The following is a 21,370-nucleotide window of genomic DNA, read 5'->3' on the forward strand; positions in this document are numbered from 1 at the left end:
TTTGTTTTTACGGTGGTCGATACTATATCAATTTCACCTTTCCAGCCGATTTCATCCGGAGCTTCTCATGACGTCCTACGATTACGATCTTTTTGTCATTGGCGGCGGATCGGGAGGTGTACGAAGCGCCCGCGTTGCAGCATCGCTCGGTAACAAGGTCGCGATTGCCGAGGAGTACCGCTACGGCGGAACCTGTGTGATCCGTGGCTGCGTGCCCAAAAAGCTCTTTGTCTATGCGGCCCAGTTCCACGAGCATTTCGAGGACGCCGCCGGTTTCGGCTGGACGGTGGGTGCGAGTTCGTTCGATTGGAAGAAACTGATCGCCGCGAAGGACAACGAAATCGCGCGTCTGGAAGGGCTCTACAAGAAGGGCCTCGCTGGCGCTAACGCCGAGATACTGGAAACGCGCGCTGAGCTGGTTGACGCGCATACTGTTCGACTGGTCAATACCGGCAAGACGGTGACCGCCAAGACCATCGTGATCGCGACGGGCGGTCGGCCTAACCCGCACGCTGCCTTGCCGGGACATGAGTTCTGTATTTCATCCAACGAGGCTTTTCATCTGGAAGAGCTTCCGAAGGCGATCGTCATTGCCGGCGGTGGCTACATCGCGGTGGAGTTTGCCAATATCTTCCACGGCCTCGGCGTCGAAACGACGCTGATTTACCGTGGCGCCGAAATCCTTTCGCGCTTCGATCAGGATCTTCGCCAGGGGTTGCATGAGGCGATGGCCGCGAAGGGTATTCGCATTCTCTGCCATGACACTCTGGAGAGCGTCTCGAAGCAGGAGGGGCGACTTTCCATAGAGACGTTGAAGAATGGTACGCTGACGGCCGATGTGGTCATGCTGGCGCTTGGACGCATCCCCAACACGGAAGGCCTCGGCCTGGAAACCGCCGGCGTGAAGACTGATGAACGCGGTGCAGTCGTCGTCGACGAATATTCGCGTACCAGCGTGCCGAATATATATGCGCTCGGCGACGTCACCGACCGGGTCCAATTAACGCCGGTGGCAATCCACGAGGCGATGTGCTTCATCGAAACCGAGTACAAGGACAACCCGACCAAGCCGGATCACGAGACGATCGCAACGGCTGTTTTCTCGCAGCCGGAAATCGGTACCGTAGGGCTGACGGAGGAAGAGGCGAGCAAGCGCTACAAGGAGCTTGAGGTCTATCGCGCCCAGTTCCGGCCGCTGAAGGCGACGCTGTCGGGGAGGGGCGAGAAAATGATCATGAAGCTGATTGTTGATGCTTCGAGCAGGAAGGTCGTCGGCGCGCATATCCTCGGCCACGATGCCGGAGAGATGGCGCAAATCCTTGGTATTACGCTAAAGGCAGGCTGCACGAAGGACGATTTCGACCGTACTATGGCCGTGCATCCGACGGCGGCCGAAGAACTCGTCACAATGTATGCGCCGAGCTATCGGATTCGGGACGGCATTCGAGCCTAGCCGATCAACTGGTGATGCGGGGCATGCGGATGACCTTGAGGAAGAGCGCCTGCATCGCATCGGTTATACCCTGGGTCGGCGTCACCTCGAAATAGAGACCTGGTGAAGCGCAGTTCTGCATCTTCGTCGGGATTTCGTTTTGGAAGGGCTTGATCCAGCTATTATACCAGCTGTTCTTCGGCAGCGGCAGGTACGTCGTGTAGAGCACGGCGATCTTGACGCCCCGGTCCTTCAGCGGCTTGCAGAAGGAAATGTCGATCGGCTCCTGGCAGCGCTCGCCTGTCTTTGGTTTCGTGCAGTTCGACTTCTGGCTGTCGCCGACGCCATCGGATACGAAGAACAGAATCTTCTGAGGCTGCGCTTCGGTGCTCCCGTTGCCCGGCGTGGAGATAATCTTGTTCATCTGCGTGAGCGAGTTGTCGAAGCTCGTTTGCTGGTCGTTATTGTACCCCTGCCTCGGGATCGACATCAGGGTGACCGCATTCGTATAGGTTGCGACCTTGTCGAGATCGGTGATCGGCGCTGAGATCGTCGTCAGGTTTGCGTCTTCGGCCTTCTTGCCGAAAGTATAGACGCCCATTTTGAACTGGTTATCAGAAGCCCGCTCGGTCTTTGCTGTCTCGGTGAGCTTCTGCGTAGCCTGGCGAACCACGTCGACGCGAAGGGTCACGCCGTTGTTGCGCGCGATGTTGTAGTAGCTGTTCTTGTCCACGACACCAGCTTCCGACACGATATGGCAAGCAAAGGCACAGGTATCGGGTGTCTTCTGCTCCATGAGGGCGACGTCGGCCGGGGTCGCTCCGACACCCATGGAAGGTGTGTTGTCGATAAGGATGTAGAAATCCATGAACGCCGCCGTCTGGAAGGTTGCCGTAGCGGTGCCCGAGATATCGACGCTGTTGCGACCGAGGATTTGCATGAAGGTGGTCGGAACCGAGGCAGTGAAACTGACGGAAGAGTTCAGTTTGTTAGATGCGCGGCTCACCTGCACATCCACGGCCACCTGACTTCCGGTAAGTTCGCCCTGCATTTGGCCGACGAAAATGTTTCGGGCGTCGTCCTGTCCGGTGGATATCGGTCCGTCACTGGTCATCTTCATGGCGGCCGCAGCTGCGGCCGAATTCGCGGAGATTGCTCCGACGGCCGCGGCGTCTGCTGCCGCATAGAGTTGCGTGCGCAGACTGAGCGCGTGGGCGAAGTCGACGGCCACGCCCGCCGAGCCGATCAGGGGTACCATGAGGATGGCTGTCAGCATCCCGAAATTGCCAGAACGGTCAGTGCAGAAATGATACAAGCTGCGCACGAAATCAAACCCATGATTCCACCATGCCATCGGTGATCAAGCGGGGTCGTCATGACGCGCTATTAGAATTGACGGTGTTTCTACGGTACAAGCTTGAATTAGATACAAACTGTCTTGGTTTATTGACCGTTAAATTGCGCGCCTATGTTTGAAAACGCGGCGCGGAATTCCTTTATATCGGCTGTTGTTGGTCGATTGAATCAGTAACGCCAAAGAGCGGAACGCCGCTATGCAAGATGACGCTAACGGTTTATAAGCCGCCCAACATTTTTAGGACGGAACATCCGGACGGACCGGATGCTGGAGCAGGTGAGTGACATGGCAGAGAATTGGACACCGAGCAGTTGGCGGCAAAAACCGATTCAGCAGGTTCCGGACTATCCGGACCAGGCGGCATTGGCAGCAACGGAAGCCACGCTCGCGTCCTATCCGCCGCTCGTCTTTGCGGGGGAAGCTCGTCGCCTGAAAAAGCATCTTGCAAACGTCGCTGAAGGCAATGGTTTCCTGCTACAGGGCGGAGATTGTGCAGAAAGCTTCGCCGAGCACGGCGCGGATAACATCCGGGACTTCTTCCGTGCATTCCTGCAGATGGCCGTTGTGCTGACGTTCGGCGCGCAGTTGCCGGTGGTCAAGGTCGGACGTATCGCCGGCCAGTTTGCCAAGCCGCGTTCCTCCGGGATCGAGACGCAGAACGGCGTTTCGCTGCCGAGCTACCGTGGCGATATCGTCAATGGCATCGAGTTCACCGAGGAAGCCCGCGTTCCGAACCCGGAGCGGCAGGCGATGGCCTATCGTCAGTCGGCCGCGACGCTGAACCTGCTGCGCGCCTTCGCGATGGGTGGTTATGCCAACCTCGAGAACGTCCACCAGTGGATGCTCGGTTTCGTCAAGGACAGCCCGCAGGGCGAGCGCTACCGCAAGCTTGCCGGGCGCATCAGCGAAACCATGGATTTCATGAAGGCGATCGGTATCAGCGCGGAAAACAATCCGAGCCTGCGCGAGACGGACTTCTTCACCAGCCACGAAGCGCTGCTGCTGGGCTACGAAGAAGCCTTGACTCGTGTCGACTCGACGTCCGGCGACTGGTACGCAACGTCAGGCCACATGATCTGGATTGGCGACCGCACCCGTCAGGCCGACCATGCGCACGTCGAATACTGCCGTGGCATCAAGAACCCGATCGGTCTCAAGTGCGGCCCGTCGCTGCAGGCGGACGACCTTCTGAACCTCATCGACATCCTCAACCCGCAGAACGAGGCGGGTCGGTTGACGCTGATTTGCCGCTTCGGACACGACAAGGTCGCCGACCATCTGCCGCGGCTTATTCGCGCGGTTGAGCGCGAAGGCCGCAAGGTCGTCTGGTCCTGCGATCCGATGCACGGTAACACGATCACGCTGAACAACTACAAGACCCGTCCGTTCGAGCGGATCCTGTCGGAAGTCGAGAGCTTCTTCCAGATCCATCGCGCCGAGGGCTCGCATCCGGGCGGCATTCATATCGAGATGACCGGCAAGGATGTCACGGAATGCACTGGCGGCGCTCGTGCCGTAACGGCCGAAGATCTGCACGATCGCTACCACACGCATTGCGACCCGCGTCTCAACGCCGACCAGGCCCTGGAACTTGCCTTCCTGCTGGCAGAGCGCATGAAGGGCGGCCGCGACGAAAAGCGGATGGCCGCCAACGGCTGATCAAGGCGAATGTGAAAGAAAGAGCCCGGCCATGCCGGGCTTTTTCATTTGGGAACGGACCGACCGCTGGCAGCGGGGGCATCGCATGTTGTGCCGATCCTGAGGTCAAGCGGCAGCGGCGTGTTTGCGGTTCGCCAATCGGTGCGATGCGGACCTGTCGCACACCGTTTCGCACCGACACGCGGGTTGGCAACCGGCTAGCGGATCTGGCCGGCGGCCCAGTGGATCGCCCTGTCCAGCTCGGCGAACTTTGCGGATTGCCAGTAGAAATAGTCCTCGATGAACGTGCGCGAGAGCCAAAGCGCACCGCGGCTGCGTGGGCTCTCCCAGCCAAGCATGTCATCCCTTTCGGCTTTCTTGAACATCCGCTTGAGGTTTGTCAGGGAGATACCGAATTCATTAGCGATTTCGCTGATGCTCACGCCTTTCAGCAGGATGCGATGCTGTTCACGCGCGTCGTCCGGGAGGCGGCTTATCAGATCATGCAGCACGAGGCCACCGACATCGGACCAGAGGAAGTGGCCGATGCTCGCCCGCGGCTCCTTCCACACCGGGTCCTGGATCAGGGCACGCGCGGCGCGCGGCTGTGCCAGATAAAAGAGCCGAGGGTCATCTGCGGTCAGGCTGCCGCGGTTGGCACCGTCGAGTTGATCGAGGCAGGCCATATGTCCCTGGAACCAGGAGGCCATGGCCTCCTCGCTGAGTTCCGTCGTCTCGAGGCGGCGGAGGCGCCGATCGGGTGTTTCATCGGGAGCATCCCGCAAAAACTTGTAGGCGATCAGTTCGGCAAGAAACGAGGCGGCCGTATTCTTGCTGGCGAGATCGAATTCCTTGGCGACCTGCATCATGCGACCGGCCGTAAGGCCCGAGACCGGATTGCTTTTATCGCGTCCAGTATGCATGGCGAACAGCGTCTGTGTCAGCAGCCACTTCTGGTGCGACGCAGCAAGGCGGGCAAGGCGAGGAGCGCGCTTGTGGATGCCGATAAGATGGAGTGCGATCTGGCGTTCTATGGACAGAAATAGAGGGTGATGAAGGATTTCATCGCGAGTATGTGGCCTGCCAGTGAGCATTGTCTTGTACGGTCGGATCGGATTGGTTTCCGTTGCTCCTCCAACATTTGCGTCGATGTTTCAATGCGGGACGTGATTAGCGGATCGTTAATCAGTCGGTATAGTTAAATTCAAGCGGTTCCGGACGGCGGCATCAACTTGGTAGTCGCTGGTGTAGCCGTTCGATATCTTCTCGCAATGCTGCAATTTCCGTGAGCACGCGCATGTCTATCTTCTGATGCAGCGACAGGACTTCGAGTTCTGCTTTGAGATTGACCTCGTAGTCTTTGGCGGCCTCGAAACGATCGCGCTCAGCCTGACGGTTCTGCGACATCATGATGATCGGAGCCTGGATGGCGGCAAGCATCGACAGCACAAGATTGAGGAAGATGAAAGGATAGGGATCGAAAGCGCGTGTGAGCAGCACGATGGTGTTCACGACGCACCAGAAGACCAGAAAAAGCAGGAACGTGACGATGAAGTACCAGGAGCCGCCAACGCGGGCGATCGAATCCGCCAGGCGTTCGCCGACAGATGATTCGGCCCGCAGAGCCGCATTGATATCGGTCGAGATTATCTTGCGCTCATGGGCCTTTGCGAGGACGCGCTTCTCGATCTCGCCGAGTTCGTCGGCCGACTTGTCGAAGTGATGGTGGATGAAGTCCGATAGATTATGCATGGCTGACTCCGAATGCTAGATCGCTCGGGCGCCAGTATTCCCCAATGTTTTCAAATTGCAATGTGGACTTCTGTCGCTCTTTTACGTGCCTTGCGCATAGAGCCAGGCATGCTGTGGGAAGAAGCGATCAAGGGTCTCGGCCTTGCCGAACATGATGTCGTGCTGGAGGTATCGATAGTCCCGCACGAGAGGATCGAGGTTTTTTGGTTTCAACACCCAATCGGGCGACGGCGTGTTGTCGCGCGCAATGAGCTGATAGCGGTCGATGACGCTGTACTTTTTCTGCACGCGACCGAGGAAGCCCGTATAGTAGGGATGCTCGAAGCCGGCGAACTTCAGAAGATGATAGGGAAGCAGTGACGGGCTGATAGTGCCGACATCCTTTTTGCTGCCCTTCTTGTTCGACCAGATCACGAGCGGGGTCTCGTGCTCCTGTTTCATGACGCTGACCGATGCCTTGCGGGTCGCAACCTGATCCGGCATGTAGCCTGTCGCCATGTAGACGTTGCCGAGCGGAGGCAAGTGGTCTCCCCAGAGCACGATGATTGTTTCACGGTCGCGCTTCTTAGCCCAATCCATCAGCATCTTGAGGCTATCGTCGGCTTCCTTGATCCCCTGTGTGTAGGTGGCGAGCGTCGCCCGGTCCGCGTCGTTCAGGTTGCCCTGTATGTCGATGCTGTTGTGCGCATAGCGGTTAGGCTCGTAAGGGCCGTGTCCCTGAAGAGTGACCCCGAAGAAAAAGAACGGGCGATCAAGGCCGTCGGCTTCGTTGATGATCTCCTTCATGAGGGACTCGTCCGAAGCGAAGATGCCCCTTTTCTCCATCGGCGGCAGGGTTTCTTCCGAGCGGAACTGCTCGAAGCCGAAATCCTTGTAGACTTCGTTGCGGTTCCAGAACCAGCCGCTGAAGGGGTGCAGCGAACGGGCAGCATAGCCTTCGCCACGGAAGAACGTCGCAAGCGAAGGAAGGTTGCCTCTAATATACTGCTGATACGGGATGCTGCCGTAGGGCAGGAAGGCATTCGAGAATCCCGTCAGCGCTTCGAATTCGACGTTGGCCGTCATGCCCCCGAACTCGGGCGAGAAGACGTAGCCCGACTGCGCCGCGCGGATGTTCGGCATGGGATCGGGCGACATGCTGATGTTCCTCAACCTGGTCGGATCCCAGAAGGATTCGCTCATCAGCATGATCACGTCGGGCTTTTCGCGCGGGCCGCTGAGGTAACCGTAGTTACGGCCGGGAATGGCATCGAGCGCTTGTGCACCGAAGCCGGCTGGCGCTGCCACGTCGGCCATCGGAATATTGAAGATGAAGGCCAGGATGAAGCCGTTGCTGCGGTAGTTTTCCTTCTGGTCCCACATCATCGGAACGACCTGAAGACGGTCGCGTATGTAGGAGTATTTGGAATAGTCCATCAGCGTGCCGAAGGCGGCGACGACAGGCAGGCCGATGCAGAGGTGACGCAGGCGAGTGGTCTTCGAAAGCCGCGGAAAGTGGCGCCAGGCGAAATGCCAGAGCGCGGCAATCGCGGCAACGGAAAGAATGATGCCAACCAGCATGGCGACGGCGGTCCACGGTCGGTCGCGCACCATCACCGGCAGCAATTCCATGATCTGCCGTCCGAAGAGGACGTCTGACGGATAAAGAGGATCCGAAAGGTAGTGCTGCTTTTGGTTGGAGACGATAGCCGGGACGATAACCACCGGCAGAACGATCAATGCCGAAATGAATCGCCTTCCCAGGGCTGCATCCAGAGAGAGCATCAGAACGGTCAGCATCGCGACGGTGGTGATACCGGGACGTGCCGGCGACGTCAGGAATTCCCCAACGTCGGCCAGCCCATCGCGCGCAATAATTTCAACCGCTACGGTGGCGAAAACGGCAATGAGAGCGGAAAGGCTGATGGCCAGGGCCGTCCGTATAGCCGGCGACCGTGCGCTTCCCCGGACACCGGTGGAAAGCGACGCAACCCGCGTTGCCGCTGCGGACCTCATTACCAACGCGATCAACTGAAAAACTCCAACGTCATAAAAGCTTCACTGAACTGTCACACCTTCGTCATGAACGCTAGATGAACCGTTAGGTTTCCAGCATTTGTGATTGGTGGATAAGGGCCGAGGGCCGTGTGCCCGACACCCATCGCTACCCCGCGTCGACTTGTGCTCGGTGGCGAGGCATCGTAGGTCAGGGGAATCGATGTCAGGAGGATTTAGATTGAGAAGTTCCGTCGAGATCTACAATGTCAGAACGGGCGAGGCGCGCGTCGTCTGGCAGACCGCGCAATTGGTGGAAGCGCCGAACTTTTCGCCGGACGGAAGCTATCTTCTGCTGAATGGCGACGGGCTTCTTTACCGGCTGGCGCTAGACGGTTCGGGCAAGGTCGCGAAGGTGGATACTGGCTTTGCCAGGACCTGCAACAATGATCATGGCATCTCGCCTAACGGCCGTGAGATCGTCATCTCCGATAAGACGGAATTCGGGAAGTCGACGATCTATGTGCTTCCCGCCGAAGGCGGGACGCCGCGACTTGTGACGCAAAATCAGCCGTCCTATTGGCACGGCTGGTCGCCCGACGGAAAAGAGCTCGCCTATTGCGGCATCCGCAACGACCTGTTCGATATCTACACGATCTCTGTGGCAGGCGGCGAAGAAAAGCGTCTAACGCATGGCGAAGGACGCAATGACGGGCCGGACTATTCCGCGGACGGCCAATGGATCTATTTCAATTCCAGCCGTACCGGCCTCATGCAGATCTGGCGGATCCATCCCGACGGGACCGGGCTCGAGCAGATCACCGGCGACAACTACGGGAACTGGTTCGCTCATCCGTCGCCCAACAATGACAAGGTTCTGATCCTCTCTTACGACCCTGACGTCTTCGATCATCCGCGCGATCTCCACGTTCGCCTGCGGCTGATGGACATGGACGGCGGAAATCTGAGGACGCTCTTCGATCTCTTCGGCGGACAGGGAACGATCAACGTGCCCAACTGGTCGCCTCTAGGCGATGAGTTCGCCTATGTACGTTATTACCCGGTCTCTGCGTAAAGGATTGCATCGAGCGATTTTTACCGGCATAGACCCTCCGTCGGGTGCCCGTCTCAGGCGGGAGAATCGGGAATTCGGTGAGAGACCGGAACGTGCCCAGCGCTGTAAGGCTGACGTCTGCCGCATCAAGCCACTGGTCCAGCACCGGGAAGGCGCGGCAGTCGGATGACGCCAAGTCAGAAGACCGGCCCGACATCGTAGACTGACCTGCGTGGACGGCGGGCGGTTGTGTTGTTGGGGATTGACGATGCGACCAGACCATTCAGGCTCCCTGTCGGGAGCCGCAGCCTTTTCGACCGAGGAACGTGACGCCGTTTATCGTGCGATCTCGACGCGTCGCGATGTCCGTTCGGAGTTTCTCCCGGATCCGATACCGGACGACGTTGTCCGCAGGCTCTTGACCGCCGCGCACCACGCGCCGTCGGTTGGGTTCATGCAGCCTTGGAATTTCGTCCTGGTGCGCGATCAGCAGGTGAAAGAGGCAGTATGGCAAGCCTTCGATCGCGCCAATCGCGAGGCCAGCGAGATGTTTGCGGGCGAGCGGCAGCAGCTCTACCGGTCGCTGAAGCTTGAAGGCATCCGCGCCGCACCGCTCAGCATCTGCGTGACCTGCGATCCGGATCGCTGCGGCGACGTCGTTCTTGGCCGAACGCACAATCGGCGGATGGATTCCTATTCGACGGTGTGCGCCGTGCAGAATCTGTGGCTGGCTGCCCGAGCCGAAGGTATCGGGGTTGGTTGGGTGAGCATTTTTCACGAGTCCGATATCAAGCAAATCCTCGGTGTGCCGGATCGCGTCGAGATCGTTGCCTGGCTCTGCGTCGGCTATGTCGATCAGCTCTATGACCAGCCGGAGCTGGCGGCCAAAGGTTGGCGTCAGCGGCTGCCGCTGGAGGAACTCGTGTTCACTGACCGTTGGGACAATTCGCTGGACTGAGGGTGGCTATTGTTGCTGCGGCTGAGGGCCCGGCTTTGCCGGGTTCTTCAGGTCGATCGTGCCTTGGTCGCCGGCCAGGAACTGTGGGCCGATCTGGCGGACCTTGCTGGTTGCCGGATCGTAAGGCCTGTCAGGTGCCTGTGGCTGCGAAGCCGCGGGGGTAACGGACTGGACCTTGGCCTCGGGCTTTTTGGTTTCGATCGTCGTAATTGATCCCTGCTGTGGAGGTTCGCTGATCGATTGGCTTTTTCGCATCCGCTCGTAGTAGCCGTTGAGATCGCAACTGCAGGACGATTTTTCGCCAGGCTTGCGGTTCTTGTAGGCGAAGGCATTCGGCATGGCGCTGTAGGGAGCGCCCGTCGCGGCCGAAATCATCTGTGATGTCTCGGTGCTGGAGACGTCATGATAGAAAAGCTCGGTGTCGATCCCTGGACACATCTTCGAGCAGGTATCGGCGTCACGGGGGAAGTCCTGGGAGGTCGCATTCGAGCTCAATGGGAAGAAGCCGCCGTCGCAGGTTCGGACACAAACGGTGTTCAGATGAGAGAGAGTCGACATGCCGAAACCGTATCGGCGCTGGTTAGGATCGTCACCTAAAGGTATGAAGGTGTCGTTGCGCATAGCCTGGTCTTCGATGCTCGGCGGCGCCGCGTATCCCTCTGCGCGGTCCTCGGGCCACTGCTCGTCATTGCAGCCGTTGTCGTCGAGTGCCGCCAGCAGCTCGTTTCTCGTGCGCACATCCTGGCTCTGGCCACGCAATTCATCGCGCCGCTGCTGCAGATAACGGATGTTGTCGACCATCTTGCTCTCTGCGCGCTCGAGCTCGCCGCAATAGCCGTCGTCATCGCCGATCACGACCATGCTGCCGCTCGTGCAACCGTTCTGGCGCAGATCGCTGCGGAGCTTGCGCAGTTCAAGGTTCTGTTCTGCAATGGCACTGGCGAATTTGCGCACCTCTGGCGTGGTGCCAATGATCTCAGGCAGGTCGGCGAGCCGCGCCCGCAGGTCGCCACAGATTGCCGGCACCTGCGCATGGGCCAGGCCGGTGAAGGCAAGCACTGTTGCGAGTGACAGAATCCAGCGGTTCAAGGCACGGTCCCATCGGTAAGCAAATACGAGCGGTCATAGGCGCGGCGTTGTGCCTCACCTCTGCCGCGAGCCTGCTTGTAGCAGGCTGCGGTTGAAATCTTAGCGCATTTTCACCATCGGCCGCAAATCACGCTGGCTGTGAAGCCTCAACGACGGCGAGGGCGGCCATGTTGACGACGCCGCGCGAGGTCACGGACGGCGCGAGGATATGTGCCGGGAGTGCAGCGCCAAGCAGGATCGGTCCCACATGCAATCCGTCGATCATCGATTTCACGACGCCGAGCGTGATGTTTGCCGCATCGAGGTTCGGGAAGACCAGCAGGTTCGCTTCGTCGTGCAGGGTTGTGTCAGGCATGACCCGCTTGCGCAGGGCGTCGGAGATGGCGCTTTCGCCGTGCATCTCGCCGTCCACTTCGAGCTCAGGCGCAGCCTCGCGCACAAGCTGAAGCGCAGCGCGCATCTTCGTCGCACTCTCGGACTCACGCGAACCGAAATTCGAATGGGATACCAAAGCAGCGCGCGGCGTGATGCCGAAGCGCTTGATTTCCTCGGCGGCAAGAACTGTCGACTCGGCAATTTCTTCGGCACTCGGATTGAAGGTGACGTAGGTGTCGGTGAAGAAAGTGGCGCCGCGCTGGGAAATCAGGAGGCTGAGGGCGGAGAAATCGCAGACGTCGTGCCTCTTGCCGATGATCTGACGGACATCGCGGAGATGCTTTTCATAGCGGCCTTCGAGGCCGCAGATCAGTGCATCCGCTTCGCCCCGCTTCAGCGCCAGTGCACCGATCACAGTTGTGTTCGTACGAACGATCGTGCGCGCGGCCTCCGGAATGACCCCACGGCGTCCGACCAGCGAGAAGTAGAGATCGACATACTCGCGGAAGCGCGGGTCGTCTTCCGGGTTGATGACGGCGAAATCCGAAAGCGGCCGGATGCGCAGGCCGTAGCGCTGCAGGCGTGTTTCGATGACCGATGGGCGGCCGATCAGGATTGGCTCGGCAATGCCTTCCTCAAGCAGAACCTGCGCGGCGCGCAGGACGCGCTCGTCTTCGCCTTCGGAGAAGATTACCCGCTTGCGCTCGGCATTCTTCGCGGCGGCAAAGATCGGCTTCATGATGAAGCCCGAACGGAAGACGAAGCGGTTAAGCTGGTCGAGGTAGGCGTCGAAATCTGCGATCGGACGCAACGCGACGCCGCTTTCGGCCGCGGCCTTTGCGACCGCCGGGGCGATGCGCAGGATCAGGCGCGGGTCGAAGGGCGAGGGGATCAGGTAGTTGGGGCCAAAGACAGGAGTTTCGCCCGAATACGCCCGGGCGGCGACGTCGGATGGTTCCTCGCGCGCAAGGGCCGCGATGGCGCGCACGGCGGCCATCTTCATTTCTTCGTTGATCGTGACTGCGCCGCAATCCAACGCACCGCGGAAGATATAGGGGAAGCAGAGAACGTTGTTCACCTGGTTCGGGAAATCGGAACGACCAGTGCAGATCATCGCATCGGGACGCGCTGCCCGGGCGAGATCGGGCATGATCTCCGGGGTCGGATTGGCGAGCGCCATGATCAGTGGGTTTTCGGCCATTTGCGCCAGCAGTTCCGGCTTCAGCACGCCGGCTGCGGAAAGGCCAAGGAAAACATCGGCCCCACCGATGTTCTCGGCAAGCGTGCGGGTGTCGCTTTTCTGGGCGTAAACGCTCTTCCATTCGTCCATCAGTTCGGTGCGGCCCTCGTAGACCAGACCTTCGATGTCGTGGACCCAGATATTTTCGCGCCTGGCGCCCAGCGTGACGAGCAGATTAAGGCAGGCAAGGGCGGCAGCACCTGCGCCGGAGGCGACGATCTTGACCTCGTCGATTTTCTTGTTCGCCAGTTCGAGGCCATTGAGGATCGCCGCGGCGACGATGATGGCAGTGCCGTGCTGGTCATCGTGGAAAACCGGGATCTTCATGGTCTCGCGAAGGCGGCGCTCGATCTCGAAACATTCCGGCGCCTTGATATCCTCGAGATTAATGCCGCCGAAGGTCGGCTCGAGCGAAGCGACGGTCGAGACCATATGATCAACGCTCGATGCCTCGACTTCGATGTCGAAGACGTCAATGTTGGCGAATTTCTTAAAGAGGACGGCCTTGCCTTCCATGACAGGCTTTGAGGCGAGTGGGCCGATATTGCCGAGCCCGAGAACGGCGGTGCCGTTGGATATGACCGCTACGAGATTGGCGCGCGACGTGTAGTCGGCGGCCGTCTCCGGATTGTCGCGGATTGCGAGACAGGGTGCTGCAACACCGGGGGAATAAGCCAATGCCAGGTCGCGCTGGTTGCCGAGCGGCTTGATCGCTTGAATCTCGAGCTTGCCCGGACGCGGATAGCGATGGAAATAGAGCGCCTGCTCATCGAGGCTTCCACCTACCAAATTCTTTTCCGTCTTGGACTTTTCGTGATGATCCATCATCGCCTCCGGGCTGCCGCATGCTGTCTTGAAGTGTTTTCAATACATCAATCGGCATGGCGGAACAGTCGGAATTTCCATCTAAATGCGAAAACAACGCGAATCTCTCCTGGCATCCGCGCAGGTCGACAGGAGCCGGGAAAATCAACCGGGAAAGCGGCGTGTCATCTTCCTGAAACACGACTCTGGTTTTGGAGAGGCAGGTGAACGATGGGACACGAGCAGGATGCTTGTGAGGGACAACATGGATACGCGGCACTTCCGTACGCTTTTCATTTCCGATGTGCATCTCGGCTCCAAGGCCGCGAAGGTGGACTTCCTGTTGGATTTTCTCAAGCATCACGACGCGGACACGATCTTTCTTGTCGGCGATATCGTCGATGGTTGGCGGCTGAAGCGAAGCTGGTACTGGCCGCAGGATTGCAACGACGTTGTGCAGAAGCTGCTGCGCAAAGCGCGCAAAGGCACGCGGGTTATCTATATCCCGGGCAATCACGACGAATTCCTCCGTGACTTTCCAGGCACCCATTTCGGCGGCATCGAGGTTGCCGAGCGGATGATGCACGAAACGGCCGACGGCAAGAAATACCTGGTCCTGCATGGCGACGAGTTCGACGTCGTCGTCCGCAATGCGCGCCTTCTCGCCTATCTCGGCGACTGGGCTTACGACATGGCGATCATGATCAACATCGGCCTGGCAGCGATCCGCCGCAAGATGGGTATGCCCTACTGGTCGTTTTCGGCGTGGGCCAAGCTGCAGGTCAAGCACGCTGTCAATTTCATAGGCGAGTTCCAGCGCGTCGTCGCCGACGAAGCCCGCAAGCATGGCGCAGACGGGGTGATCTGCGGTCACATCCATCATGCCGTGATGGAGGACATGGATGGCATCCGCTATATCAATACTGGCGACTGGGTCGAAAGCTGCACGGCGATTGCCGAACATCAGGATGGCACCTTCGAATTGATCGAGTGGCGTTCAATGAGCGGAATACAGCCAATCCCGATGGCTATCGGTCACCGCGAAAAGGAAGTCGCGCCGCAGGCTGCCTAGTCGCGGCCTTTGCTCCCGCAATTCACAGTATGAATTTAGCCCGTTGTGTCTTTGCGACAGGCCCTATTTATTTTCTAAAACGTTTTCGATGGGCAAGTTCTTGCCATAGTCGCCCTTAGGTTGACGTGCTAGGCAGCGTTCAGTTTCCTGCAGGTCCATCATGATTCCCGCTCAAAATCCTCCGGCAAGTGAGGGCGCGCCACCGCGCTTTCGGCTTCTCAGTGCCTTGTCTTACTGTGCGCCTTTGCTTGTTAATGGCGTTGCCTTGCCGTTCTTCCCGATGTGGCTCGCGCTGCACGAGTTCAACGATCATCAGATCGGCGTCATCCTGGCAGTGCCGATGGTCGTACGCGTGCTCGTTGCACCTATTGTCGCCATGTATGCCGACCGCATGAAGGAGCGGGCGGATGTATTGCTGTTTTCCGGAAGCCTGTCGCTGCTGACGGCGATTGCGCTTTACTGGACAAATACGTTCTGGCCAGTGCTGATCGTCTATACCATCCAGGGCGCGACTTTTGCCTGTTACGTCCCGGTCGTGGAATCGATCGTGATCTCGGGTGTAAGGCGCTGGGGGCTGGACTACGGGTCGATGCGGGTTTGGGGCTCGATCGCGTTTATTGTGTCCACCCTGATTGGCGGGCAGTTGATCGGGCATTGGGGCGGAGAGATGGTGCTGCCCGTGATGACCTTTGGTTTCGTCACGACAGTGGTCATGGCGATCTATTGTCCGCGGATTGGTCCGACACGCAGACGTGGCACGCCTGTCGATATTTCGGCGGCGACCGGGAGTTCGTTGCGTCAACCGCATCTGCTGGCCTTGCTGATCGGAGTCGCCATCCAGCAATCGAGCCACGCGGTTCTGCAGGCTTTTGCGTCGCTCTACTGGCGTGAACTCGGTTTTTCCGGCACGCAGATCGCTGTGCTGTGGAGCGCCGGCGTCGCGGCCGAGGTGACTGTGTTCTTTCTCTCGCGCCGGCTGAACCGTCGGTTCAGCGCCTGGACCTTGATTCGCTTCGGTGCGGCCGTCAGTGTCTGCCGCTGGATACTGTTCCCGATGCACTGGGGCTTCTGGGGCTTCTTTCTGCTCCAGTGCATGCATTCCTGCACTTATGCGTTCGTGCATACCGGCGTGCAACGCCGGATCGTTGCCACCGTCCAGGAGACCCAGGAATCGTCGGCCCAGGGCGCCTATTTCTTCTACAACGGCATGTTCCTGGGGCTGATGACAATTGCCTCCGGCTACCTCTACGCCTGGCTCGGCCTCGCCAGCTATTACGTCATGGCAGTGGTCGCCCTAACGGGCCTCGGTCTTGTTATCGCGGCTTATTATCTTCAGCCCCAGAGGGTGATCTCCGGCGGCCAGACGAGCGAGGCCGTGTAGCGCAAACCCGGGTCGCGGTCTCGAGCGAGAAGCAGCGGCCCGTCAAGGTCAACGAACTCAGCATCCTGCGCCAGCAGCACGGCAGGCGCCATTGCCAGTGACGTGCCGACCATGCAGCCGACCATGATTTGGAAATCAAGGCGTTGCGCCTCCTTTTTCATGGCCAGCGCCTCTGTCAGTCCGCCGGTTTTGTCGAGCTTGATATTGATCGCGTCGTAGCGGTCGCGAAGGCTCGCAAGATCGCCGGTGTGGTGGACGCTCTCATCCGCGCAGACGAGGACCGGCCGGCGAATCTCTGCAAGAAGTTCGTCCTTGCCTGCCGGCAGCGGTTGTTCGACCAAAGCGATACCCGCTTCGGCAGCAATGCGTAAATGGTGCTCCAGCGTGTCTTCCGGCCAGCCTTCATTGGCGTCGAGGATAATAGCCGCATCCGGCGCAGCGGCGCGAACAGCGCGGATTCGGCTTTCGTCGTCACCAGTGCCGACCTTGACTTTCAAGAGCGCGCGCCCGGCATTTGCGCGCGCCTGGTCCGCCATCACGTCGGGCTCGCCGAGGGAGATCGTGAAGGCGGTCGTCAGCGATTGGGGCTTGATCAGGCCGAGGCTCTTGGCGACCGTGTTGCCCGAACTCTTGGCCTCAAGGTCCCAGAGGGCGCAGTCCACTGCATTGCGTGCGGCTCCTGGCGGCATGGCGCGCTGTAGCTCCAGGCGCGTCAGGCCACCCTCGATCAACGGCCTTGCCGCTTCGATCTGTGCGGCAACACTCTCCATCGTCTCGCCGTAACGGCGATAGGGAACGCATTCGCCCCGGCCGGCGATCGGGTGCTCCCGGATTGTGCAGAGGATCACGTCTGCTGACGTCTTGGCGCCGCGCGAGATCGTAAACGTGCCTGAAATGGGGAAGGATTCCGTCTGAATTTCAAGTGACCGTGGCATATTTGCAATCCTGCGCGCATGGAAATTTGGTGTGGCTTGGGTATATTGATCCGAAGCGGCGAACCGTTAGTTCGCGAGTCGGCAATGTCGCCGTAAGCCTTGAAAGACACAAGCGTTTTGAAGTCCGAAACCCGTAACGCCGCGTCACTGCATGTGGACGACCAAACCCATGGATCGGGCCAGCTCGTTCATATCGAGGGGAACTGGCGGAGCGCGAACCTGCATCTCGTGTTGCGTGACTTCGAGAAGCTTACCGCCGCTCGATCTGGCGAAGTGACCCTCGATCTGTCGGGCGTGACCGATATCGACACGGCGGGTGTCTGGCTGCTCTGCCGGCTGAAGAAGCAAGTTGAGGGTGCGGGCGGTACCGTGCGCTTCGAAGGCAGCAACGAACATATCGACGAAATGATCGCGGAGTTTTCCGAAGAGCCGCCGCAGCTCGACCAGGAGCCGCAACGACGTCCAGGCTTGGCGGAACGAATCTTCGCGCCGATCGGCAAGATCACCTTCGATATCTGGAACAATCTCGCGGCCGCGATGTACATTCTCGGCTCCGCTGTCCGCGGCGCCCAAATGAAATTCGGGCGGGGTAGCGGCGTTTCGCCAGCGTCGATCGTCAACCAGATCGACCATATGGGCGTACGCGCGGTGCCGATCATATTGCTGATGTCGTTCCTGATCGGCGCGATCATCGCACAGCAGGGCGCCTTTCAGCTCCGCTACTTCGGCGCCGAAGTCTTCGTCGTCGATCTGGTTGGCATTCTGCAGCTTCGCGAAATCGGCGTGCTTCTGACGGCAATCATGATCGCCGGCCGTTCCGGTAGCGCCATTACCGCCGAAATCGGCTCGATGAAGATGCGCGAGGAGGTTGATGCGCTGAAGGTGATGGGGCTCAATCCCGTCGGCGTTCTCATTTTTCCGCGACTGGTTGCCCTGACTGTGGCGTTGCCGCTGCTGACCGTGATTGCGAACTTTGCTTCGCTCGCCGGTGCAGCCGTCGTCGCCTGGGCGTACTCCGGCATCACCTTCGCGAACTTCATCTCGCGCCTGCATGAAGCGATTACGCTGTCGACGGTCCTGTCCGGGATGATCAAGGCGCCGTTCATGGCGCTGGTTATCGGTATCGTCGCGGCGGTTGAAGGCTTAAAAGTAGGCGGCAGCGCCGAGTCGCTTGGACAGCACGTGACCGCTGCGGTCGTGAAGGCGATTTTCGTCGTTATCCTCATGGACGGGCTTTTTGCCATGTTCTATGCGGCCATCAATTTCTAAGGATTGTACGTGGACGGACAGCCTACACAGACCGGGAACAATGAAGGACGGGATGTCGTGCTGTCGGCGCGCGGCGTGACGGTCGCTTTCGGGTCCAAGGTCGTTCTCGACAATCTGAACCTCGATATCTATCGCGGCGAAATTCTTGGCTTTGTCGGCGCCTCGGGGACGGGCAAGTCGGTGCTGATGCGGACCGTGCTTCGGCTGCTGCCGCGCCGCTCGGGAAACATCAAGATTCTCGGCCAGGATTTCGACGAGCTCGACGAGCCGCAGCGCAATGCACTCGATATGCGGCTCGGCGTGCTCTTTCAGCAGGGAGCATTGTTTTCGTCGTTGACCGTGAAGGAGAACATCCAGGTGCCGATGCGCGAGTATCTGGACCTGCCGCAGTCGCTGATGGACGAACTGGCAAAATTGAAGATTCGACTGGTTGGGCTCGCGGCGGATGCTGCCGACAAATACCCGTCGGAGCTTTCGGGCGGCATGATTAAACGTGCGGCGCTTGCGCGCGCCTTGGCGCTCGACCCCGAACTGGTGTTCCTCGACGAGCCCACGTCAGGGCTCGACCCGATCGGTGCCGCGGAATTCGACGAGCTTATAGCGAGACTTAGGGACACGCTCGGGCTGACCGTCTACATGGTCACCCACGATCTCGACAGTCTCTTCTCGGTCTGTGATCGCATTGCTGTGCTTGGCAAGAAGCGGGTACTGGTCGAGGGAACGATCGACGACATGCTGGCCTACGACGATCCGTGGGTTCAGGCCTATTTCAAGGGCAAGCGGGCGCGTTCGATCGTGCCGCAGAGTGGCCACGCCGGCGAGAACAGCCTGGCGCAAGATAGCCGCGGGAAGTGAGCGGATACGATGGAAACAAAAGCGAACTACACGATTGTCGGCTTCTTCACGGTGCTCGTTATCGCAGCGGCGTTCGGTTTCGTGTATTGGATGGCCGAATACGGGCGTGGCGGTCCGACGGCGGAGCTGATCGTCCGCATTCCGGGCTCCGCGAACGGTTTGAGCGTCGGCTCGCCGGTGCGGTTCAACGGCATTCAGGTCGGCTCGGTCAAGTCGCTATCGATCGACGCCGATGATCCGAGCTTCTCACTCGCCTTCACCGAGGTGCGAGTCGACGCGCCGATCTATCCATCGACAAAAGCCATCCTGGAAATCCAGGGCTTGACGGGTGCGGCCTATATCGAACTCTCGGGCGGCAAGATCGGCGAAAAAAACATCCTTCAGCAATCGATCGATAGCGGCAAGCGAGCGGTGATCGTGGCGGATCAATCGAGTGTCACGAATCTGCTGGCGACAGCGGATAAGATTCTGGACCGCGCCAACGATGCCATCGGGCAGGTTCAGGGGTTTGTGAAAGACGCGCGCGGACCACTGACCAAAACGCTGCAGAACGCCGAGACGTTCTCCGACGCCTTGGCCAAGAACTCCGGCAACATCGACTCGTTCCTGCAAAGTGTCGGGCAGCTCTCCGATACCATTCGCAAGGTTTCTGGTCGCGTCGACTCGACGCTTGAGGCAATCGAGGCACTTGTGAAGGCCGTCGACGCGAAGAAGATCGATACCATTCTCAGCAATGCCGAGAAAGTTAGCCGCGACGTCGCGGATGCATCTGGCAACTTCAAGGGAGCGATCCAGAAGTTCCAGGAGACAGCAACGACCTACAACGACCTCGGCAAGAAGGCACAGGCGACACTCGACCGGGTGGATACGCTTGTAGCACAGATCGATCCGGCCAAGGTCAAAGGGTCCGTCGACGACATCTCGCAGGCGACCAAGGATGCGCGCACCGCTGTCGCCTCGATCAAGGACGTCGCGAACACGGTTGCTGCGCGACAGAAGGACATCGATCAGACAATCCAGAACGTGTCGCAAATGGCGAACAAGCTGAACTCGGCGTCCACGCGCGTCGACGGCATTCTAGTCAAGCTGGATGCGCTGCTCGGGACCGACAACACGCAGTCGCTTTTTGCGCAAGCGCGTGACACGCTTACCTCCTTCAAGAAGGTGGCCGACAACCTCAATTCTCGCATTGGCCCGATCGCCGACAATCTGCAGAAATTTTCCAGCGGTGGACTGCGAGATATGCAGTCGCTGATCAACGACACACGCTCCACCGTACAAAACCTTAGCAATGCGATCAGTGACTTCGACCGCAATCCGCAGCGGCTGATCTTCGGCGGCGATACTGTAAAGCAATATGACGGCCGGACGCGGCGTTAAAAGGGACATTAGGGGAGCGCATATGGCCGTATCGGATCTGGTTCAGCGTCGTTCGTGGCTATCGACAACCGCGATCGCGCTGCCGCTATTGGCAGGCCTTGCCGGCTGCGGAACCTCTGCAAAGAACGACACCTACGATCTATCCGGTTCGGTGACCGGCAGTGGACCAGCGGCGAAAGGCCGGCAAATCCTGGTGCAGCAGCCGACTGCACTGAAGGCGATCGACAGCGAGCAGATCGTCGTTCGGGTCGCTCCCTCGCAAATACAGTATCTTTCCAAGGCGCAATGGGGCGACAAGCTGCCGCGCATTGTTCAAGCGAAGCTGGTCGAGGCCTATGAGAACTCGGGCAAGGTCGGTGGCGTCGGTGTACCGGGCCAGGGGCTGGCTATCGACTACCAGCTCGTGACGGATATCCGGTCCTTTGAGATCGACACCACCAGTGGCAGCCGCGCGGTTGTCGAGATCTCAGCGAAGATATTGAATGATCGCAACGGTACCGTACGCACTCAGAAGGTGTTCAGACAGGTCGTGCCTGCCGGTGGCTCCAACGATGGCCTGGTGAAGGGCCTTGATGGTGCATTCTCGGCCGTAGCCGCTGAGATCGTCGCGTGGACGCTGCAGTCGATCTGATTCTTGCGTGGGCGCGGACGGCAAGCGCCGCAGGCCCATGGAGGCGTAGCCGCGACAAATAGACGGACGTGTGCGGCTTGGCCTGAAGTCTAAAGAAGGTCTTAGCCGAATCTTTGCAAGGGCAACTTCCGGAAATGCAAATGGCCGCCGAAAGGCGGCCATTTTTGATTTCCG

At 59.3% G+C, this 21,370-nt stretch carries 17 protein-coding genes and 1 riboswitch; of the genes, 10 read left to right on the forward strand and 7 right to left on the reverse strand.

Annotated features, from left to right (window positions below; translation table 11 throughout):
• Nucleotides 1-67: 67 nt before the first annotated feature.
• Nucleotides 68-1,453, forward strand: a complete 1,386-nt coding sequence (gene gor / locus FHX16_RS11940) for a glutathione-disulfide reductase (RefSeq protein ID WP_259128438.1) — start codon at nucleotides 68-70, stop codon at nucleotides 1,451-1,453.
• Nucleotides 1,454-1,457: 4 nt separating this feature from the next.
• Here gor and FHX16_RS11945 read toward each other — a convergent pair whose 3' ends face one another.
• A complete protein-coding gene (locus tag FHX16_RS11945; protein WP_183862685.1) occupies nucleotides 1,458-2,786 on the reverse strand; it encodes a TadE/TadG family type IV pilus assembly protein in 1,329 nt (442 codons plus the stop codon).
• Between the two features lie 288 nt (nucleotides 2,787-3,074).
• On the opposite strand from FHX16_RS11945, the gene FHX16_RS11950 reads away from it, so the two are divergent.
• Nucleotides 3,075-4,448, forward strand: coding sequence for a class II 3-deoxy-7-phosphoheptulonate synthase (locus tag FHX16_RS11950; RefSeq protein WP_183862683.1), 1,374 nt, complete (start codon nucleotides 3,075-3,077; stop codon nucleotides 4,446-4,448).
• A gap of 197 nt (nucleotides 4,449-4,645) precedes the next feature.
• Here the strand turns inward: FHX16_RS11950 and FHX16_RS11955 are convergent, their stop codons facing one another.
• The 3 genes from FHX16_RS11955 to FHX16_RS11965 all read right to left on the reverse strand — a co-directional run bounded on the left by FHX16_RS11955 (nucleotide 4,646) and on the right by FHX16_RS11965 (nucleotide 8,189).
• Entirely contained in the window at nucleotides 4,646-5,521 is an 876-nt protein-coding gene (locus FHX16_RS11955; protein ID WP_183862681.1) for a hypothetical protein, read from the reverse strand.
• A gap of 133 nt (nucleotides 5,522-5,654) precedes the next feature.
• On the reverse strand, nucleotides 5,655-6,179 hold the full coding sequence (locus FHX16_RS11960; protein WP_183757497.1) for a DUF1003 domain-containing protein: 525 nt from the start codon (nucleotides 6,177-6,179) through the stop codon (nucleotides 5,655-5,657).
• An 81-nt stretch (nucleotides 6,180-6,260) separates the two neighbouring features.
• A complete protein-coding gene (locus tag FHX16_RS11965; protein ID WP_259128457.1) occupies nucleotides 6,261-8,189 on the reverse strand; it encodes an LTA synthase family protein in 1,929 nt (642 codons plus the stop codon).
• Nucleotides 8,190-8,394: 205 nt separating this feature from the next.
• On the opposite strand from FHX16_RS11965, the gene FHX16_RS11970 reads away from it, so the two are divergent.
• Together FHX16_RS11970 and bluB are read left to right on the forward strand one after the other, a co-directional pair.
• Nucleotides 8,395-9,228: a hypothetical protein gene (locus FHX16_RS11970; RefSeq protein ID WP_259128458.1), complete on the forward strand. Its 834-nt coding sequence runs from the start codon at nucleotides 8,395-8,397 to the stop codon at nucleotides 9,226-9,228.
• Between the two features lie 25 nt (nucleotides 9,229-9,253).
• Nucleotides 9,254-9,436, forward strand: a riboswitch (cobalamin riboswitch).
• Between the two features lie 39 nt (nucleotides 9,437-9,475).
• On the forward strand, nucleotides 9,476-10,165 hold the full coding sequence (gene bluB / locus FHX16_RS11975) for a 5,6-dimethylbenzimidazole synthase (RefSeq protein WP_183862677.1): 690 nt from the start codon (nucleotides 9,476-9,478) through the stop codon (nucleotides 10,163-10,165).
• A gap of 6 nt (nucleotides 10,166-10,171) precedes the next feature.
• Here bluB and FHX16_RS11980 read toward each other — a convergent pair whose 3' ends face one another.
• Nucleotides 10,172-11,254 (reverse strand): DUF2865 domain-containing protein, encoded by a 1,083-nt coding sequence (locus FHX16_RS11980; RefSeq protein ID WP_259128459.1) that lies wholly within the window; start codon nucleotides 11,252-11,254, stop codon nucleotides 10,172-10,174.
• Between the two features lie 127 nt (nucleotides 11,255-11,381).
• On the reverse strand, nucleotides 11,382-13,694 hold the full coding sequence (locus FHX16_RS11985) for an NADP-dependent malic enzyme (protein ID WP_259128461.1): 2,313 nt from the start codon (nucleotides 13,692-13,694) through the stop codon (nucleotides 11,382-11,384).
• A 226-nt stretch (nucleotides 13,695-13,920) separates the two neighbouring features.
• Between FHX16_RS11985 and FHX16_RS11990 the strand changes: the two genes are divergently transcribed.
• Both FHX16_RS11990 and FHX16_RS11995 read left to right on the forward strand, forming a co-directional pair.
• Nucleotides 13,921-14,745, forward strand: coding sequence for a UDP-2,3-diacylglucosamine diphosphatase (locus FHX16_RS11990; protein WP_114712829.1), 825 nt, complete (start codon nucleotides 13,921-13,923; stop codon nucleotides 14,743-14,745).
• A 160-nt stretch (nucleotides 14,746-14,905) separates the two neighbouring features.
• Complete coding sequence (locus FHX16_RS11995; protein WP_183862671.1) at nucleotides 14,906-16,126, forward strand: MFS transporter; 1,221 nt, start codon at nucleotides 14,906-14,908, stop codon at nucleotides 16,124-16,126.
• On the opposite strand, the gene dgcA is transcribed toward FHX16_RS11995, so the two are convergent.
• Nucleotides 16,078-17,061 (reverse strand): N-acetyl-D-Glu racemase DgcA, encoded by a 984-nt coding sequence (gene dgcA / locus FHX16_RS12000; RefSeq protein WP_183862669.1) that lies wholly within the window; start codon nucleotides 17,059-17,061, stop codon nucleotides 16,078-16,080. The genes FHX16_RS11995 and dgcA overlap by 49 nt on opposite strands.
• Before the next feature lie 99 nt (nucleotides 17,062-17,160).
• Here dgcA and FHX16_RS12005 point away from each other — a divergent pair, with 99 nt between their 5' ends.
• The 4 genes from FHX16_RS12005 to FHX16_RS12020 are packed head-to-tail and all read left to right on the forward strand — an operon-like array spanning nucleotide 17,161 to nucleotide 21,196.
• Nucleotides 17,161-18,330 carry an MlaE family lipid ABC transporter permease subunit gene (locus FHX16_RS12005; protein ID WP_183862667.1) on the forward strand — a complete coding sequence of 390 codons (1,170 nt, stop codon included), beginning with the start codon at nucleotides 17,161-17,163 and terminating at the stop codon, nucleotides 18,328-18,330.
• A gap of 9 nt (nucleotides 18,331-18,339) precedes the next feature.
• Entirely contained in the window at nucleotides 18,340-19,185 is an 846-nt protein-coding gene (locus FHX16_RS12010; protein ID WP_183757488.1) for an ABC transporter ATP-binding protein, read from the forward strand.
• 9 nt (nucleotides 19,186-19,194) lie between these two features.
• Nucleotides 19,195-20,565, forward strand: a complete 1,371-nt coding sequence (locus FHX16_RS12015) for an MlaD family protein (protein WP_183757487.1) — start codon at nucleotides 19,195-19,197, stop codon at nucleotides 20,563-20,565.
• 22 nt (nucleotides 20,566-20,587) lie between these two features.
• Nucleotides 20,588-21,196 (forward strand): ABC-type transport auxiliary lipoprotein family protein, encoded by a 609-nt coding sequence (locus FHX16_RS12020; protein ID WP_183862665.1) that lies wholly within the window; start codon nucleotides 20,588-20,590, stop codon nucleotides 21,194-21,196.
• Nucleotides 21,197-21,370 lie beyond the last annotated feature (174 nt).

This window comes from Rhizobium sp. BK661 (assembly GCF_024808825.1).
In the GTDB taxonomy this organism is placed as follows: Bacteria; Pseudomonadota; Alphaproteobacteria; order Rhizobiales; family Rhizobiaceae; genus Rhizobium.

What these genes read in the sequence shown, in the direction of transcription:
- FHX16_RS11985 (WP_259128461.1), bottom strand. Translation starts at nt 13,694, where the DNA reads ATGGATCATCACGAAAAGTCCAAGACGGAAAAGAATTTGGTAGGTGGA.
- dgcA (WP_183862669.1), bottom strand. Translation starts at nt 17,061, where the DNA reads ATGCCACGGTCACTTGAAATTCAGACGGAATCCTTCCCCATTTCAGGC.
- FHX16_RS11995 (WP_183862671.1), top strand. Translation starts at nt 14,906, where the DNA reads ATGATTCCCGCTCAAAATCCTCCGGCAAGTGAGGGCGCGCCACCGCGC.
- FHX16_RS11955 (WP_183862681.1), bottom strand. Translation starts at nt 5,521, where the DNA reads ATGCTCACTGGCAGGCCACATACTCGCGATGAAATCCTTCATCACCCT.
- FHX16_RS11960 (WP_183757497.1), bottom strand. Translation starts at nt 6,179, where the DNA reads ATGCATAATCTATCGGACTTCATCCACCATCACTTCGACAAGTCGGCC.
- FHX16_RS12020 (WP_183862665.1), top strand. Translation starts at nt 20,588, where the DNA reads ATGGCCGTATCGGATCTGGTTCAGCGTCGTTCGTGGCTATCGACAACC.
- FHX16_RS11990 (WP_114712829.1), top strand. Translation starts at nt 13,921, where the DNA reads ATGCTTGTGAGGGACAACATGGATACGCGGCACTTCCGTACGCTTTTC.
- FHX16_RS11950 (WP_183862683.1), top strand. Translation starts at nt 3,075, where the DNA reads ATGGCAGAGAATTGGACACCGAGCAGTTGGCGGCAAAAACCGATTCAG.
- bluB (WP_183862677.1), top strand. Translation starts at nt 9,476, where the DNA reads ATGCGACCAGACCATTCAGGCTCCCTGTCGGGAGCCGCAGCCTTTTCG.
- FHX16_RS11945 (WP_183862685.1), bottom strand. Translation starts at nt 2,786, where the DNA reads ATGGCATGGTGGAATCATGGGTTTGATTTCGTGCGCAGCTTGTATCAT.
- gor (WP_259128438.1), top strand. Translation starts at nt 68, where the DNA reads ATGACGTCCTACGATTACGATCTTTTTGTCATTGGCGGCGGATCGGGA.
- FHX16_RS12015 (WP_183757487.1), top strand. Translation starts at nt 19,195, where the DNA reads ATGGAAACAAAAGCGAACTACACGATTGTCGGCTTCTTCACGGTGCTC.